This is a genomic window from Streptomyces sp. NPDC007157, assembly GCF_040634235.1.
GTDB lineage: Bacteria > Actinomycetota > Actinomycetes > Streptomycetales > Streptomycetaceae > Streptomyces.
Genome location: NZ_JBEYFE010000001.1, coordinates 348,082 through 364,695, shown reverse-complemented (window position 1 = coordinate 364,695; position 16,614 = coordinate 348,082). Strand labels below are relative to the sequence as shown.

At 67.1% G+C, this 16,614-nt stretch carries 6 protein-coding genes and 2 pseudogenes; 5 read left to right on the top strand and 3 right to left on the bottom strand.

The genetic code is table 11. The annotated features are described in order from the left end of the window. The first annotated feature begins 160 nt into the window (after positions 1–160). From ABZ642_RS01595 to ABZ642_RS01585, 3 genes are all read left to right on the top strand, one after another. Positions 161–2,428 (top strand): MMPL family transporter, encoded by a 2,268-nt coding sequence (locus ABZ642_RS01595; RefSeq protein ID WP_360475299.1) that lies wholly within the window; start codon positions 161–163, stop codon positions 2,426–2,428. Positions 2,429–2,573: 145 nt separating this feature from the next. Beyond that, positions 2,574–2,789 (top strand): restriction endonuclease, encoded by a 216-nt coding sequence (locus ABZ642_RS01590; protein ID WP_360475296.1) that lies wholly within the window; start codon positions 2,574–2,576, stop codon positions 2,787–2,789. Between the two features lie 9 nt (positions 2,790–2,798). After that, positions 2,799–3,236: a tyrosine-type recombinase/integrase gene (locus tag ABZ642_RS01585; RefSeq protein ID WP_360475293.1), complete on the top strand. Its 438-nt coding sequence runs from the start codon at positions 2,799–2,801 to the stop codon at positions 3,234–3,236. A 287-nt stretch (positions 3,237–3,523) separates the two neighbouring features. On the opposite strand, the pseudogene ABZ642_RS01580 reads toward ABZ642_RS01585, so the two are convergent. Then, a pseudogene (locus ABZ642_RS01580) lies at positions 3,524–3,706 on the bottom strand (CorA family divalent cation transporter); the annotation flags it as partial. Between the two features lie 455 nt (positions 3,707–4,161). Continuing rightward, positions 4,162–8,232, bottom strand: a complete 4,071-nt coding sequence (locus tag ABZ642_RS01575; protein WP_360475290.1) for a hypothetical protein — start codon at positions 8,230–8,232, stop codon at positions 4,162–4,164. A 734-nt stretch (positions 8,233–8,966) separates the two neighbouring features. On the opposite strand from ABZ642_RS01575, the gene ABZ642_RS01570 reads away from it, so the two are divergent. Continuing rightward, positions 8,967–15,704 (top strand): RHS repeat-associated core domain-containing protein, encoded by a 6,738-nt coding sequence (locus tag ABZ642_RS01570; RefSeq protein WP_360475287.1) that lies wholly within the window; start codon positions 8,967–8,969, stop codon positions 15,702–15,704. Between the two features lie 2 nt (positions 15,705–15,706). Beyond that, positions 15,707–16,126 (top strand): hypothetical protein, encoded by a 420-nt coding sequence (locus ABZ642_RS01565; protein ID WP_360475284.1) that lies wholly within the window; start codon positions 15,707–15,709, stop codon positions 16,124–16,126. Between the two features lie 307 nt (positions 16,127–16,433). Here ABZ642_RS01565 and ABZ642_RS01560 read toward each other — a convergent pair. Beyond that, a pseudogene (locus ABZ642_RS01560) lies at positions 16,434–16,571 on the bottom strand (ISL3 family transposase); the annotation flags it as partial. Positions 16,572–16,614 lie beyond the last annotated feature (43 nt).

Sequence of the window (16,614 nt, the reverse complement as noted above, 5' to 3'; positions counted from 1 at the left end):
GGCCCGCCGCCTTCGACGCCTGACCCATCGGTGCCCCCGGCGGCCCGCCGCCTTCGACGCCTGACCCACCGGCGCCCCCAGACGGTCCGGCCCGCCTCTCCGGTCCTGATCCCCGGACGTGCCGCTCGCACCTCGTCACCCCCCTCAAGGAGCACGACTCATGGCTTCCCTGCTCTACCGGCTCGGCCGCGGTGCCTTCCGGCACCGACGTTCCGTGCTGGCCGCATGGCTGGCGGTGCTGGCCGCAGTGATCGCCTGTCTGGTCGCCTTCGGCGGCCAGACCGACGACGAGTTCACCATCCCGGGCTCGGAATCCCAGCAGGCCATGGACACCCTGAAGGCGTCCCTGCCCGCCGCGGCCGGAACCAGCGCGCAGATCGTGTTCGTCGCGCCGAAGGGACACGAGATCACCGAGCCGCGGTACGCGTCCGTGGTCAGCGCCACGATGGCGAAGGCCGGCAAGGCACCCCAGGTCGCCGCGGTCACCGACCCCATACAGAGCAGGACGATCTCGCCCGAGCACACGACCGCGCTCGGCCAGGTGCGGTACCCGGTCGGCAAGGCCGACCTGGCGGACACCAGCCTGCCCGCCCTGGAGAAGACCACACAGACGGCGAAGGACGCCGGTCTCACCGTGGAGGTCGGCGGATCCGCCTACGGCAGCGGCGCCGGCAGCGAGGGCGGCCACTCCAAGGAACTACTGGGCCTGGTGGTCGCCCTCTGCGTGCTGGCCCTCACCTTCGGCTCGCTCCTCGCCGCGGGCATGCCCCTGCTGACCGCCGTGACCGGGGTCGCCACCACCCTGCTCGGACTCCAGGCGCTGACCGGCGTGTTCACCGTCTCCAGCACCGCGCCCTCGCTCGCCTCGATGCTCGGGCTCGCGGTCGGCATCGACTACGCCCTGTTCATCCTCTCCCGCCACCGCTCCCAGCTCGCCACGGGCATGGACACCGAGGAGTCGGCGGCGACCGCCACCGCGACGGCCGGCAGCGCGGTCGTCTTCGCCGGACTGACCGTCGTCATCGCGCTCGCCGGACTGGCCGTCGTACGCATCCCGTTCCTCACCGTCATGGGCCTGGCCGGAGCAGCCGCCGTACTGATCGCGGTCGCCGTCGCGCTCACCCTGCTCCCCGCCCTGATGGGCTTCGCCGGCGAGCGGCTGCGGCCGAAGCCGGGCTCCCGCGCCGACCGCCGCGAGCGAGCGGCCCACGGCGCCGGTCACAGTGCCAAACGTGCCTTCGGGGAGCGGTGGGGTGCTCTCGCGATCCGCCGCCCGCTGATCACCCTGGTCACCGTGCTCGTCGGCCTGCTCGCCCTCGCCGCACCCGCGCGGGACCTGCGACTCGCCCTGCCCGACAACGGATCCGCCCCCGCGGCCAGTGGGCAGCGCAAGGCGTACGACATCGTCTCGGACTCCTTCGGGCCCGGCTTCAACGGCCCGCTGATGATCCTCGCCGACACCTCCCGGGCCAAGGACCCGCAGCAGGCCACGGCCACCCTCACCAAGGACCTCAAGGAGACACCGGGCGTCGCCACGGTCGGCAGGCCCCAGCTCACCGAGGACGGAGACGCCGTCCTCCAGGTGGTGCCGAAGACCGGACCCGACGACGAGAAGACCAAGGACCTCGTCGAGCACATCCGGGACGAGGCCCCCGGCTGGCGGGAGACGACCGGCGCCGACGTCTCGGTGACCGGCACCACGGCCGTCGGCATCGACGTCTCCGCCCGCCTCGCCGACTCCCTCCTGCCCTTCGCGCTGGTCGTGGTCGGTCTGTCCCTGCTGCTCCTGCTGCTGGTCTTCCGTTCCCTGGCCGTCCCGCTCAAGGCGAGCCTCGGCTTCCTGCTCTCCGTGGCGGCCACGTTCGGCGCGGTCGTCGCCGTCTTCCAGTGGGGCTGGCTGTCCGGCCTGCTGGGGGTGGAGGAGACCGGACCGGTCGTCAGCATCCTGCCGGTCCTGGTGATGGCCGTGCTCTTCGGCCTCGCGATGGACTACGAGATGTTCCTGGTGAGCCGGATGCGGGAGGCGTACGTCCATGGGGCGGGCCCCCGGGAGGCGATCCTGTCCGGGTCCCGGCACGCCTCGCGGGTGGTGACCGCCGCAGCGCTCATCATGTTCGGCGTCTTCGCGAGCTTCGTGCCCGGTGGCAGTTCGATGCTCAAGCCGATCGCCTTCGCGCTGGCCTTCGGCGTGCTCGTCGACGCGGTCGTGGTCCGCATGACGCTGGTCCCGGCTGTCCTCGCGCTGGTCGGCCGGGCCGCCTGGTGGCTGCCGAAGTGGCTCGACCGGCTGTTGCCGGACGTCGACATCGAGGGCGAGCGACTCAGCCGGGCGGCTACGGCGGCGGAGGGCGCCGGGCCCGATACCGACGGCCCCGGCGTGCCGGTGGGGGTGGCCGACATCCCGTATTCGCAGCCACGTATCCGATAGCGGTTCCCGTAGGCCCGTAGGCCCGTAGGCCAGGCCGGGCGACAATCCGGCCGCTGCCGCCGAACACGGTGGCAGCGGCCGGATCGGTCCGTCACTCCTCGCCCAGATACGCCTTGCGCACACTGTCGTTGTGCAGGAGCCGTTCATGCACTTCGAGGCGGACGTGGCGATCTTCGTGACGACGACGCGATTCAGCGGCCCCGCCACCGAGTTCGCGCTCAAGCACGGCATTCTCACTGTCCACCGTGACCTCTTGGGTCTGTGGAACAGCGGAGCCTCGCTGGGATCGCTGCTCGACGTCAATGGCTGGGGCCAGGGCGATGCGCGTCATCGGGCGCGGTGGAGGAAGACGTACGGGTGAGCGGGTCCGGTGCGGCGCGGGCCACCGGTCCGGCTTTGTCTTCTGCCGACGTTCAGGAACAGGCCGCTTTGCACGGGGCGTCTCGGGCTCCGGTGGATCCTTCTGATCTCGCTCGTCATCACCACGACGTACGGCAACGCCCTTCGCGCGAACATCTTCAACGTCGAGGTGTGGAAGCCGGCTCTGGCCGCCGCCGACGTCATCCCCATGCGGGATAAGGGCGAGCGGTGGAAGGCGTCGCGCAAAGACGGTTTCCACGTGCTCCGGCACACGTACGCCTCGGTCATTCTCGAAGCGGGCGAATCCGTTGTCACCCTGTCCCGCTGGCTCGGCCATTCGAGCCCGACCATCACCCTGGACTACTACGCCCACTTCATGCCGGAGGCCGGCGGCATGGGGCGCGGGGCCATCGACGCTCTGCTTGGCCAGCCTGCACTGGCCGCGTAGCCGTCCGCTCCACACGACCCACGAAACGGGTGGGCACAGCGATCTGCTGTGCCCACCCGTTTCGGCGTTCCGCACGGGGGAGTTGGCTAATCTCCGTGCCGATCAGTGCTCCCAGCCTGCGCTTCAACGGTGAGGCTTCCGCAGGTCAACGCCCGTGATCGCAGGAGACCGCCCGCATCGGAGCGCGGCTCATTCTCCCCAGATTCTCCCCAGCGGCCTGGAAGGAGTCGTCGGAGCCTGCGATCCGGGCCGTGCCCACTCCCGGGAGCGTCTTCCGAGGCGACTACTCAGAGCCAGTCTTTCCGCTTGAAGATGACGTACAAACTGGTGCATACAATCGCCATCAGGACGATGGCGAAGGGATACCCGAGCACCCAGTGCAACTCCGGCATCCGATCGAAGTTCATTCCATAGATCGTCCCCACCAACGTCGGAGCGAACAAAATCGCCGCCCAGGACGAGATCTTCTTGAAGTTGTCCACCTGGGGGTGCTGACCTGCGGTGATGACACTGGGATCGCCTCTGGCCTGGGCTGATCCGTCTTTCTGGGCCTTTCACGCTCGTGCCCGGTTACGCAGTCGATTCTCCCCACGCGCTCCCCAGCGCCGCCCGTACTCCCCAGATTCTCCCCCGAGGGGGCACGGGGATGACCGTAGCGGCGTGGTGAAGAAGGTCCGCCGACCATGTGCTCCGGTCACACCTCGTGGCCGAGAGCGGCAGGAGAGTCAGTGCTGCGACGGCCGTAGCGACTACCCCGGTGCAACGCATAACGGGCGCTCCTTTCAATTGTCCCGAATGCGACCGGTGGACTCGACGAAGTACCCGAGCGTGGGCAGGGAGCGCTGGTTGGGCGTCACTGCGCCCTTGTGCGGGGGCAGGGTGTCCGGGCGGTCTATGTCCGGGCACCCCGCCGCGTCTCTCTTTGTCAGTTGTCGGGTCCGAGGGTGGTCAGATCAAGGGCGCCGGTGGCTGCGAGGTAGCCGTTGGCGGTGAGGTTGACGTGGTCGCCGGTGTCGTAGTTTTCCGGCGCAGTACCGGCGTCGAGCTTGAGGGGCAGTGGTTCGGTGGTGGAGTTCGGATCGACGGGGATCGCCACGGCCGATTCGGTGTCCGCGTGGGTAACCTTGGGGGTGGTGAAGTCGTCCTGGTCGGTGATCCAGGTGTTGGTGTCGATGCGGTTGGCGTCGATCGCCGTGGTGCAGGGGGCGTAGCCCTGGCACGGTGTGAGGGTGGTGAGGACGACCTTGAAGCCCCAGCCGCGGAGTTGGGCGACGAGTGTGGCGTATGCCTCTTCCACGGTGGTGTCCTCGGTTCCGGCGACGATGTCTTCGAGCCCCTCGTCGACGATCACGGTGGTGACGCCGGGCAGGGTGAGGATGTCGCGGTCGAGGCGGGTGAGGGTGGCCGGTCCTCCGCGGGTCTGTTCGGTGGTGAGGCGGTTGTTCTCGATGCCGGTGGCGACGACGCCGTAGTCGGGTACGCCCTGTTGGTTCGTCCGGAGGGCGGTGGCGAGGTCGTCGGTGAGGCGGGGTGTGGTGAGGCCGGGGTTGGTGGCGTCGGCGAAAGGGTCCACGAGTTGGTCGCCGAGGACGGCCACGCTGGGCCGGCTGTCGCCGGTGGTGACGTCTATTCCGGTGAGGATGTTGGTGAAGTAGCCCGAGAACACGCCGCTGCCGGTGAACGCGGTGTCGGTGGTGTCCGCTGTGTGGTCGCCGGAGCCGACGGCGCTCACGTACTGGGTGGCGGCGCTCGCCCAGCTGTGCTGGACGAGGTAGGGGGAATCGTTGACCAGATGGAGGCTGATCATGAGGCGCTTACCGGGAGTTGCGGCATAGGCGGATGGGTCGGTGTAGATCTCTCCGCCGATTGGAATGGTGACGGACTTGCTGCCGCCGTTGAAGGTCAGGTCGGCGGGCTTGGCGGTCGGGACGGCGTCGGAGAGCTGGGTCGCCAGGGTGGCGTGATCGATCGTCAGAGGGGTGCGGCCGAGGGCGTTGGAGAGCCTCAGACGGACGCCGGAGCCCGCCACGCTGGGGTCGGCGGCGATGCGGAAGGTCTGGTCTTTGTAGTCGGTGCTTTCGTAGTTGAAGGCGCCCTCGTTCGGGCTGCTCCAGGCACCTGTCCATGTCGATCCGGCCGCTGCGGTGGTCGTGTCGCGGACGGCCATGCCGAAGAGGTGCAGTCCGGGGGTGTACTTGCGGGCGGAGGCGGTGAGGTCGGGCAGGGTGACGGAGCTGACCTTCGCTCCCGGCTTGAGGGGGATGGCGAAGGCGTAGATGTTGGTGCTGCGGGTTTCCTGCGTGCCGGTGGAGAGGTTGCGGTGGGGGAGGGTGACGGCGGCCAGCGCGTTGGAGCCGTAGACCCAGTCGGGAACGGTCAGGTGGTAGGCGGCGGTGCTGCCGTCCGCGTAGGCAATGGATCCGTAGGGTCCGCCCGCGCGGCAGTCCTCGTACTGTCCGTTGCCGAGGGTGCATTCGGTGCCGCTGACCGAGGTGCCGTCGGGGATGACTGGGCTGGAGTAGTCGTCCTCGGCGCGTTCGGAGCTGACGAGGCCGTAGGTGGAGAACCCGAGGAAGACCAGGGCCTTGCCACCGGTACCGTTCATCTGGATCGTCTGATTGGCCGCCAGGACGTTGTCGCCCGCGGCGGAGCCGAAGGCGGGCAGGGTGAAGGTGGCGCCGTCCACGGTGATCTTGCCCCCGGGCTGCCAGCCGGCAGCCTTCAGGTCTTGGAGGGACATGGTTGCGCCGTAGCCGTCTGCGTCGGCTGCGGCCTTGTTGGCGTCGTCGGTGACGGCGGTGTTGTTGAACGCAGCCTGGAGGCTCGTGTAGGGCTTGTCTGCGTTGCCTGCGTGGCCGAGCGCGGTGAACTGGTACTGCTGTTCTGTGGACACGTTCCCGGCGGAGTCGACTGCGTAGACGTACAGGGTGTGGGTGCCGGGAGCGGTGGGTGTGACGGTGATGTTGGCCTTGTTCGCGGTCGCGGGGGCGGTCTCGGAGGTCGGTGTGTTGGAGGTGGGCGGGGTGGCGTCCAGCTCGTAGAGGAACTTGGCGGCGCTGTTGGTGGTGAGGGTGAACGTGTCCGGGGTGCCCGCCGCCGTGATGCCGGGTTCGTCCTCGGGGTAGAGACCCGCCGGGTCGGTGACGGTGGGTGGGGCGGGAGCGGTGAGATCGACGGTGAAGTGGCAGGTGGAGGACGGCTTGCTGGTGTCCTTGCCGTCGCTCGCCGTGACGTTCCAGCTGACCACGTCACCCGACTTCAGACCACTCATGAACGTGGAGGAGAGCTGTTTGGGCGCGTTGGTGCCGCTGGCGACGGTGGCGCTGGCCGTCGTGGTGGCGGCGGCGCTGTTGACCCAGTACTTGTATGTCGCGGCGAGGGCGTCTTTGTCGCCGTCGCTGACGACGGCGTTGAGCGTGGGCGGTGTGGTGATCAGAGTCTTGCCGATGACGGAGGGTTTTGTCGTTCCGCAGCCGACTGAGTGCGTGCCGAACTTCGCGGCCAGCGTCCCGGGTGCCGCGGGAATGTGGTTGTACTCGATGGACATGGAAGGGTTGTTGGCGAAGCGTTTGAAGTAGTTGCCGTCGCTGCTGCTCTCCTGGCTGTTGACCAGGGCGAAGGTCCAGCTCCCGTCCTTCGCCGCGGCCTTCTTCGCGATGGTGGAAGTAACCGAGAACCCGCCGGACGGTTCGCTGGTGCAGGCGGGACCGAAGCTCTTCGTCGCCAGCAGGCTGGACAGGGCCGGCCGGTTGCTCCACGTGGTGCCCGCACCGATCGCACCCGTGAGATAGAGCTTGACGTCGGAGCTCAGGCTGCAACTGGCTGAGTAATTCTCCTTGGCGTCGACCGTGGCGGCCACGATGTGCGTGCCCCAGACGGCGGAGGGGATGCCGAGCTGGAAGTAGGAGCGCTCGTCGCCGATGCACCCGGACCAGCTGTTGTAGCCGACGCCGGGGTCCCCGTACTGGGTGGAGTCGTAGTTCTTCGCCGACGAGCAGCCCTGCTGGGTCTCCGCGTAGTGCTGCTTGCTGCCGGTCGCGTAGTGCGGGTTCCAGGTGGGGTCGATGTAGACCGGGTACCGGGTGCCGGCACCGGTGAGCAGGGCCTGGTCCGGCGTCAGCGAGAGCTCGGCGCCCTTGACGTCGTCGGCCACGTGAGCGACTTGGGCGCCGATCCCGGGAACGGGAGCGGTCGCGTCCGTGACCGCTGACGCGGTGCGCGCGTGGGCGGTCCCAGTGGACGAGGACGAGTCCCACATCAGCGGTTGCGGTGCGCTGAACATCACCTGGCCCGTCGTCGAGGTGGCCTGGAGGTTGTCGTGGCCGTCGTCGGTGACAGTCACGCCGGTCGCGTGGGTTGTCAGCTTCAGGGTGGCCAGCGCGGGGTCCTTGGCAGCGTCTGCGGTCTTCACGACGACGAGTTCGGAGAAGCCGCCGAGAATGTTGGCCGTCAGCTGCAGATCCACGTCCTTGAGCACGTTCGGGTACGTGACCGTGGCACCGGACACGGTGGGCGTGGGCAGTGACGTCGGCCAGGTGAAGGAGAGTTGCGCCGTGTCGCTGGTCATGGAGACCAGGGGCCCGGCCCCGCCCCCGGAGAAGACGAGCGGCTCGGAGGCGGCCGTCGGGCTGTAGGTGCCGTCGGCGTTCCGCTGGAGCGTGGCGTCGACGGGCCGCCACGCCCCGTTCTTCCTGACCCGTTCAGGCAGCAGAGTGGTGGTCCAGGTGACCGTGCCGGACGGATTCGCCTGCACCGTGGCGGTCTCGGTCGTCAAGGCGTCCACCTGGACGGAGCCGCCGGTGTCGGCGGCTCTGCTCTGCGCGTCGGCCAGAGCGGCTTCCTGATCCTTGGTGAGCCCTGAGTCATCCGCGGGCCGCGAGGTGCCCAGTGGACCGTCCGGGCTGCTCTGCGGCAGCGAGGGCGCAGGGGTGGACAGCGGCATCGAAGCACCGCCGTCGGCTGCGGCCGGCACCGCGGTCACCGTGGACAGCGACATCGCACCAGCTACGGCCGTGAACATGAAACGGGCGAAAAATCGTCGCCGTTTACTGGCTTGTTTTCCCGCGTAATGCGGGGTGGAAATCTCGGACATCTGCCCCCCAAATGTTGCGTCCGAATGTGAGTGCGCGATGGGCGCGAGGAGGTTACACACAAATCCTTCAAGCCGACAACCGATGACCGAAAAGCGCCCCCATCGAGCGAACTCCAGAGATGAGTGCTGTATGCAACTTGGTTCCAGGAGGAGGCAGTTGGTGAATATTTTTACCGATCGCCAGTCATACATCCTTGTATCGATGCGCTAACCGGCACTTTTTGACGCCACTCAGAGGCTTTCATGGGTATCTCTATACCAATTGATTACTGTGAAGGTCCTGTGGATTTGGATGGCGACCTGATCAAATAATCCGTCGTCGGTCGCGTTGAATTGGGGGGTCCGTGGTGCGTCGTCATGCGCTGTGGCGGATATACGGCAAGACCATGCGGTTACAGCGCATGCCCGCTCTATGGGTGATCGCGGTCACAGCTCTCGGCCTGCTGACGGGTTTTCTCGCGCCGCAATCTGCTCTGGCCGACACGAAGAGCCCCGACTACCTCGTCACTGCAAAGAAAGAACCTTCCGTCCCGGTCACGCCCGTCAAGGGCAAGCCGGTCAAGAGGCAGACGATGGGGCGCTGGAGCACTGCTCAGGCGCACCGGACCTGGCCCGCGGCCGCGACGGCCGTTGCGACTGTGCCTGCCAAGGACGCCGTGCACGCGGCGAAGCTGCCAGTCACCGTGGCCGCCGCCAGGCACGGCCATCGCGTCGCCGCAGGTACGAAGGTGCACGTCCGACTGCCCGGCCAGGCCACGGCACAGAAGCTCGGCGTCCGCGGCGTGGTGTTCACGGTCCAGCCGGATGACGCGACGGCTTCGGGTACCGCTCGGCTCGGCCTGGACTACGCGGCCTTCCGGAACGCCTACGGAGGCGACTGGGCCGGCCGACTCCGCCTCGTGCAGCTTCCTGCGTGTGCGCTCACCACTCCCTCCAAGGCCGCATGCCGCACCGAGGCTCCCCTGGCCAGCAGCAACGACGCCAAGAGCAGCACAGTCTCCGCCGATGTCACCCTCCCCTCAGCCAAGAACGCGACGGCCGGGCGAAATGCGGCCACCTCTCCGATGGTGCTCGCGGCCGTGGCTGGTGCCTCGGGTGGAGGCGGCACCTACGCGGCCACGTCCTTGGCTGCCTCCGGTCAGTGGACGGCGGGCGGTTCGGCCGGCGCCTTCAGCTACTCGTACCCGATCTCTGTGCCGGACGTGCCCGGCAGCCTGGTACCGAGCGTGTCCCTGGGATACAGCTCTCAGAGCGTGGACGGGCGCACCTCCTCGACCAACGCCCAGTCCTCCTGGATCGGCGACGGCTGGGACTACTCGCCCGGCTTCGTCGAGCGCAGCTACGCCTCCTGCTCCGACGACGCTGCGAACGGCACCCCGAAGACTTCCGACGAGTGCTGGTCCGACGACGTCGACTCACTCACGTTGTCGCTGAACGGTGCGTCCAACACGCTGGTCCACGACGACAAGACGGGTACCTGGCATCCGCAGGGCGACAACGGCGAGAAAATCGAGGTCAAGACCGACACCGTCAATGGCGACAACGACAACGAATACTTCGTCGTCACCACCACCGACGGTACGCAGTACTACTTCGGCAAGAACCGGCTGCCCGGCTGGACCACGGGCAACGCGACCACCAACTCGGTGTTCACCACGCCCGTCTACGGCAACGACACGGGCGAACCCTGCCACGCGTCCACTTTCGCCGACTCCTGGTGCCAGCAGGGCTACCGCTGGAACCTCGACTACACCGTCGACCCGCACGGCAACGCCATCAGCTACTGGTACACGCAGGAGACCGGCTACTACGGCCGGGACAACTCCACCACGCCGACCGCCTACGCCCGCGGCGGCTACCTCGCCAAGATCCAGTACGGGCAGTTGGCGGGCAAGGTCTACGACACCACCGCCCAAGCGGCGGCCCAGGTCTTCTTCGACACCTCAGAACGCTGCCTGCCCGACTCGGGCTTCGACTGCGCCTCTTCGAAGATGACCACAGCAAACGCCACGCACTGGCCCGACGTCCCCGTCGACCAGGTCTGCACCTCGTCGGGCACCTGCAACAACCACGGTCCGTCGTACTTCACCACCCAGCGCCTCACCGGCATCCGCACCCAGGTGCTGGTCGGTAGCGCCTACCAGAACGTCGACGCCTGGACCCTGACCCACACCTTCCCGCCGACCGGCGACACCGCCACGCCGTCGCTCTGGCTGAGCCAGATCGTGCGCACCGGCAAGGACGGCGGAAGCCTGGACCTGCCGCCGGTGAAGTTCGTCGGTCAGGCACTGGCCAACCGCGTGGACGGCCTGGACGGCTACCAGCCCATCACCCGCTACCGGATGACCACGGTCACCACCGAGTCCGGTGAAGTGATCACCGTCAACTACACCGCGCCCCAATGCCACCGCACCGGAACGGTGGTACTCCCGTCCAGCGAGGACAACAACACCTACCGCTGCTATCCGCAGTACTGGACCCCGCCGGGCCAGACATCCCCGCAGCTGGACTGGTTCAACAAGTTCCTGGTCAACTCCGTGACGACACAGGACCCCACCGGCGGCGGGCTGCCCGTCCAGACGTCGTACAAATACATCGGCGATCCGGCCTGGCACTACAACGACGACCCGCTGACCCAGGCCAAGTACCGTACCTGGAACCAGTGGCGCGGTTACGGCACGGTCGAGACCCGCACCGGCACGTCCCCGGAGAAAGTCACGCTGTCCCGGGAGACGTACTTCCGCGGCATGGACGGCGACAAGACATCCACCGGCACCCGGAACGTCCCACTCAACGACGACGCGGGCGACGACCCGCAGAAGGACTCCGACTGGCTGGCAGGCCAGACCTTCGAGACGCAGTCGTTCAACGGCGACGGCGGCGCACTCCTGTCCGACGGCGTCACCGACCCGTGGAGTTCGCCGGCGACGGCCACCCAGGCCCGTACGAAGGCGGGCCTGGACCCGCTGGTCGCGCGCCGTACGAACATCCAGCGGGCTCGTACCGTCACCACCAAGGCGGACGGCACCAAGCGCACCACCGAGATCGACTACACGATCGACGCAGCCAGCGGTCTTCCTAAGGCCGTGGACGACCTCGGCGACACCTCGACCGCCTCCGACGACAAGTGCACCCGTACCTGGTACGCGGCGGACTCCTCCGGAAACTCTCTGCCGATCCCGCGCCGGGTCCAGGAGGTCGCCGTCTCCTGCTCGACCACCCCGAAGTACCCGGACGACCTGCTCAGCGACGACCTCACCTTCTTCGACGGCTCCACCAGCAACACCGCCACGCCCACCCAGGGCGATGTCACGATGGTCCAGAAGGCCGACTCCGTCGCCGCCGACGGCACCCCGCACTACGTCACGGCCCTGAAGAACACCTACGACTCCTACGGCCGCGAACTCACCGAGACGGACGCGGACAGCCACGTCACGACCACCGTCTACACACCCACGACCGGTGCCTCCCCGACCACCATCAAGGTCACCCAGCCGAAGGTCACCGGTCAGACCGCCGGGTTCGCCACCACGACGACACTGGACCCGGCCCGCGGCCTCGACCTGAAGACCACGGACGCCGCCGGCTACTCCACCACCAGCACCTACGACCCGCTGGGCCGCCTGACCCAGGTATGGAACCCGGGCTTCCCCACCGACAACAACCCCAACGTCAAGTACAGCTACAACCTCTCACCGTCGGTGCCGTCGACGGTCACCACTCAAACCCTCACCGACAAGAACGCCTACGTCACGTCCATCTCGATCTACGACGCGATGCTGCGGCCGCGCGAGACGCAGACGGCGACCGTCGACGGCGGCCAGACGATCACCGACACGGTCTACGACTCCCATGGCTGGGCGGTCAGCTCCTCCGACCCGTACTACAACAGCGGGGCCCCCACCGGCACGCTCGTCGACGCGCCTGACAACAAGACTCCGTCCCAGACCGCCACGGTCTACGACGGCGCCGGCCGCGCCACGGCCTCGATCGCCTACCACTTCGCCTCCGAGACCTGGCGCACCACCACCGCCTACCCCGGCTCCGACCGCGTCGACGTCACCCCCTCCGCGGGAGCCGCACCCTTCGGGGCAACCCCCACCACCACGTACACAGATGCCCGCGGCCAGCTGGCCAAGCTGCTGCGCTACCACGGCACCACCGCCACCGGTGCTGCCGACACCGTCACCTACTCCTACGACGCGGCGGGCCACCAGACCGGCGAGGACGACGGCCAGGGCCACACCTGGTCCAGTCGTTACGACCTCCTGGGCCGCCGCACCTCCCAGACCGACCCCGACACCGGTACCTCCCACTCCACGTACGACAACGCAGGGCAACTGCTGTCCACGACCGACAACCGCGGCAAGAACATCAGCTACACGTACGACGAGATGGGCCGCAAGACGGCCGAGTACGACACCACCGGCGGCGTCGCGCAGTCGACGTCGAACGAGCTGGCCGCCTGGACGTACGACACCCTGAAGAAGGGCAAGCCGACCGCGTCGACCCGTTACGTCGGCGGCACCGGCGGGTCCGCCTACACCAGCAAGGTTCTCGGTTATGACAGCCACGGCTGGGCACAGGCCACACAGCTGACGCTCCCCGCAGCGGAAGGAAGCCTGGCCGGCAACTACATCCACCAGAACAAGTACAACCTGACCGGAACCCTGGCCAGCTACACCGACCAGGACCCCACGGCCATCAAACTGCCGCAGGAGACGGTCTCCTACACCTACGACGCCTTCGACCGCCCCATCGGCGTGGGAGGTGACACGAACGGCTGGGCCTACGTCAGCGGCCTGACCTATACCGAGTTCGACGAGCCCCAGCAGTTCACCTACGGCACCTCCGGCAACTTCGCGCAGCAGACCCTCACCTACGACGACCAGACCCACCGCCTGTCGGACTCCACCACCGTCACCAAGTCTGGTGCCGCGATCGCCGACAAGACCAGCTACACCTACCAGCCCTCCGGCAACGTCACGAAGATCACCGACAAACTGGAGACCGGCTCGACCGACACCCAGTGCTTCGACTACGACTGGGCACAACGCCTGAAGGACGCGTGGACGGCCACCGACGCCTGCTCGGCCACCCCCGCATCCGGAGCCTCCACGACCGTCGGCGGCCCGTCGCCGTACTGGCAGTCATGGTCCTACGACAGCACAGGCGCCCGCTCCGTCCAGATGGACCACGACATCAGCGGCGACACCTCCCACGACGTCACGTCCTCGTACACGCCCTTCAAGGCGGGCGAGGGCCCGGCCCACGCGGTATCGACGGTGGACAAGGTGGTCCCCGGCGACCCGACGGCCGACACCACCAACGCCTACGCCTACGACCAGGACGGCAACGTCCACACCCGCACCACCCGCGCCGGCACCGACACCTTCACCTACAACGACGAGGGCAGCCTGTCGGAACTGTCCTCGACGGGCTCCGCAGGCGACACGAAGTACCTCTACGACGCCGACGGCAGCCTGCTGCTCCGGCACAGCCCCGACGCCACCACCCTTTACACGGGCGACGAGGAGATCACCCTCAAGACCGGCGCCACCACTGCCGACGGCGTGCGCTACATCTCCATCGCCGGCCAGACCGTGGCCACCCACTCCTCCGACGGCAAGTTCACCTACCTGATCCCCGACCGCCAGGGCACCGGCGCTCTGCAGATCGACTCCCAGACCCAACAGGTCACCCGCCGCCAGTACAAGCCCTTCGGCGAGGCCCGCGACCAGAGCGGCACCTGGGTCGGACAGCGCGGCTACGTCGACGGTACCCAGGACGACAACACCGGCCTGACCAACCTCGGCGCCCGCGAGTACGACCCCACCATCGGCCGCTTCCTGAGCCCCGACCCCCTCATGGACCCCGGCTCCCCACAGAGCTGGAACGCCTACGACTACGCTGACGACACCCCGGTCACCAGCTCGGACCCTTCCGGCGGCTGCGCGGACATCGACTGCCCCACTCGCAACTGCCCGTCGTGTCTGAACCGCACTCCCACTGACAAGAACCCCAACTCGCCGGCTCTGCACGACTACCCGGGCTCGGGCAGCACGCCGACCAACACCAAGTCGTACGCGAAGAAGTACCAGGCCGACATCAGTAACAGCACCGCCAACGCCCAGGCCGAGGAGCAGGCCCTGGAGCGACAGAAAGCCACCGCGGACGCGGCGGCTGCCGCAGCCAAGAAACAGGCGTCGGGGTTCAAGCACAGATTGCTCAGTCTGGTCGCGGACGTCCTGGGAGTGACCGATGCCTACAACTGCTTCACCAAGGGCGACGTCATGGGCTGCATCAGCACAGCCCTGACCTTCGTGCCCTGGGGCAAGGTCTTCAAGGCCATCAAGGTCGGAGTCGAAGCCCTCAAGATCTGGCGCGCCCTGGACCGCGCCTACACCGCCGTGAAGGACACCGAGGAAGCCGCCAAGGTCGCCGACGACGCACTGGAAGCGGAACGCTTCGTGGTGGGAGCAGAGGGAGCCGGTGAGGACGTCGCCGTAGGATGCGGCGCGGCGGTGCACAGCTTCACGGCCGGCACCGGTGTAAGCCTGGCCGACGGCACATCAAAACCGATCAGCAAGGTGAAAGCCGGCGACACCGTCCTGGCCACCGATCCGCAGACGGGTGTCACGGCACCGGAGAGGGTCCAGCGGGTCATCGTTACGACGACGGACAAGGACTTCACCACCCTCACCCTGGCCGTGTCCCCAACCCGAGGGCCCCCGTACGGGAAGCGGGCCGGCACTGCGTCTGCGAAGCAGACCCTCACCACCACCTGGCACCACCCCTTCTGGGACACCACTCACCATCGCTGGACGGACGCCCGCGACCTCACCCCGGGCACCAAGCTCCGCACCACGGACGGCACCACCGTCACGGTGACCCAGGTCCACAACTTCCACCAGAACGAAACGACATACGACCTCACGATCGGCACTCTGCACACGTATTATGTGCTCGCTGGGAAGATTCCGGTCCTCGTTCACAACTGTAACGAAGGCTATGCGGATGTCTATTTCGACGATGTCGAGGGGCATGCGTCGATTTCCGTGACGCATGGTGATACGACGATGCACACCGAAGCGGGTTCGCGGCCTGGCTCGGATTCTGTTCCTGGTGTGCGTTCCAAGCCCCACTCGCCCGGCACCACCGTTGTCCGGGTACCCCTTCCCGAAGCCAGGAATGCGCAACTGGCACAATATGCCATGGAAGACGTGAATCTGGGACCGCATGACGTCGACACGAATAACTGCGTCACGTATTGTGCGAGGATACTCAAAGCTGGAGGGGTAGATATACCTGCCAATGATTCGCAGAACATTGCGGGGTGGCTGCTGAACTCCTCGTATCCGCAAAGGAGGCTCTAGCTGTGGCATCGGAAGGTTGGGGGGCGCTCAGGGGTCAGCCTCCCCATTGGGAGGCTCCAGAAGAGCTCCGAGTTCCAACGGCTTCAGTAGCGATCAATCTTGCTGTTCAGATGATGGGCAGCAATATGATCGGAAACGATGTAATTGAAGCTATTGCAAGTTTCGTTTCGGCGAAAGTTCAGATCGAGCTGTGGATGGGGCGCCATGATCCCCCCCTGCCGCTGCAGCGGCAGTTTGTGGTGGGTCGAGTTACGGCAGAGGCGGTCCGGGGTGTGTATGAATCCTGGGTGGAGTACGAGAAGGTGTTCCGGCTAACTGGAGGGAAAGCTTCAAAGATTGTCAGGGAGAAGGAGGAGCTCATTCGGGCCGTGCGGAAGGCTACCGATATTCTGGTGCATGCGAAGTCGGATGAGCCGGAATAACTGACAAGGTGCTCTCCTGGCCGGGGTATTCCTGTTTACAGCTTGCCTGGACGGCAGGTCCACGATCCGTATCCGCACGAGTGTGGGGCGGGATCGTGTTGCCGACGTGTACCAGGACCGCCACAGCTACGTGTGGAACAACGACCGGGATGCGACGTCTCTTCGCAACGGCCACGGCCGATTCGTGGAAGACCTTTCGTGTCACCACCCTGGCGAGGACGGCAATGGCGGTGGCGCTCAACCAACCGGGTGGGGGAGTGTAAATCTAACGGCCCTGTCTCGCATTCGGTGGTGACGGAGCGTGCTGTTATCCGAGGAGGATGCGGTGCCGGAGCAGGGTGAAGCCTGCTCGTCCGTGCATCTGGCGCGCGATCCGTTTGGTCTTGGTGTTGACGCCCTCGGTGGGGCCGTTGCTGTACGGAAGCGTGAGCCCGGCGATCACAGCGTCGATGTCCCGGTCCAGGCCCCGGGTGAAGGCGCCGTCATCA

Bases quoted from the DNA above. Each gene is read 5' to 3' on its own strand.
- ABZ642_RS01595 (WP_360475299.1), top strand. From the start codon at position 161: ATGGCTTCCCTGCTCTACCGGCTCGGCCGCGGTGCCTTCCGGCACCGA.
- ABZ642_RS01590 (WP_360475296.1), top strand. From the start codon at position 2,574: ATGCACTTCGAGGCGGACGTGGCGATCTTCGTGACGACGACGCGATTC.
- ABZ642_RS01575 (WP_360475290.1), bottom strand. From the start codon at position 8,232: ATGTCGCTGTCCACGGTGACCGCGGTGCCGGCCGCAGCCGACGGCGGT.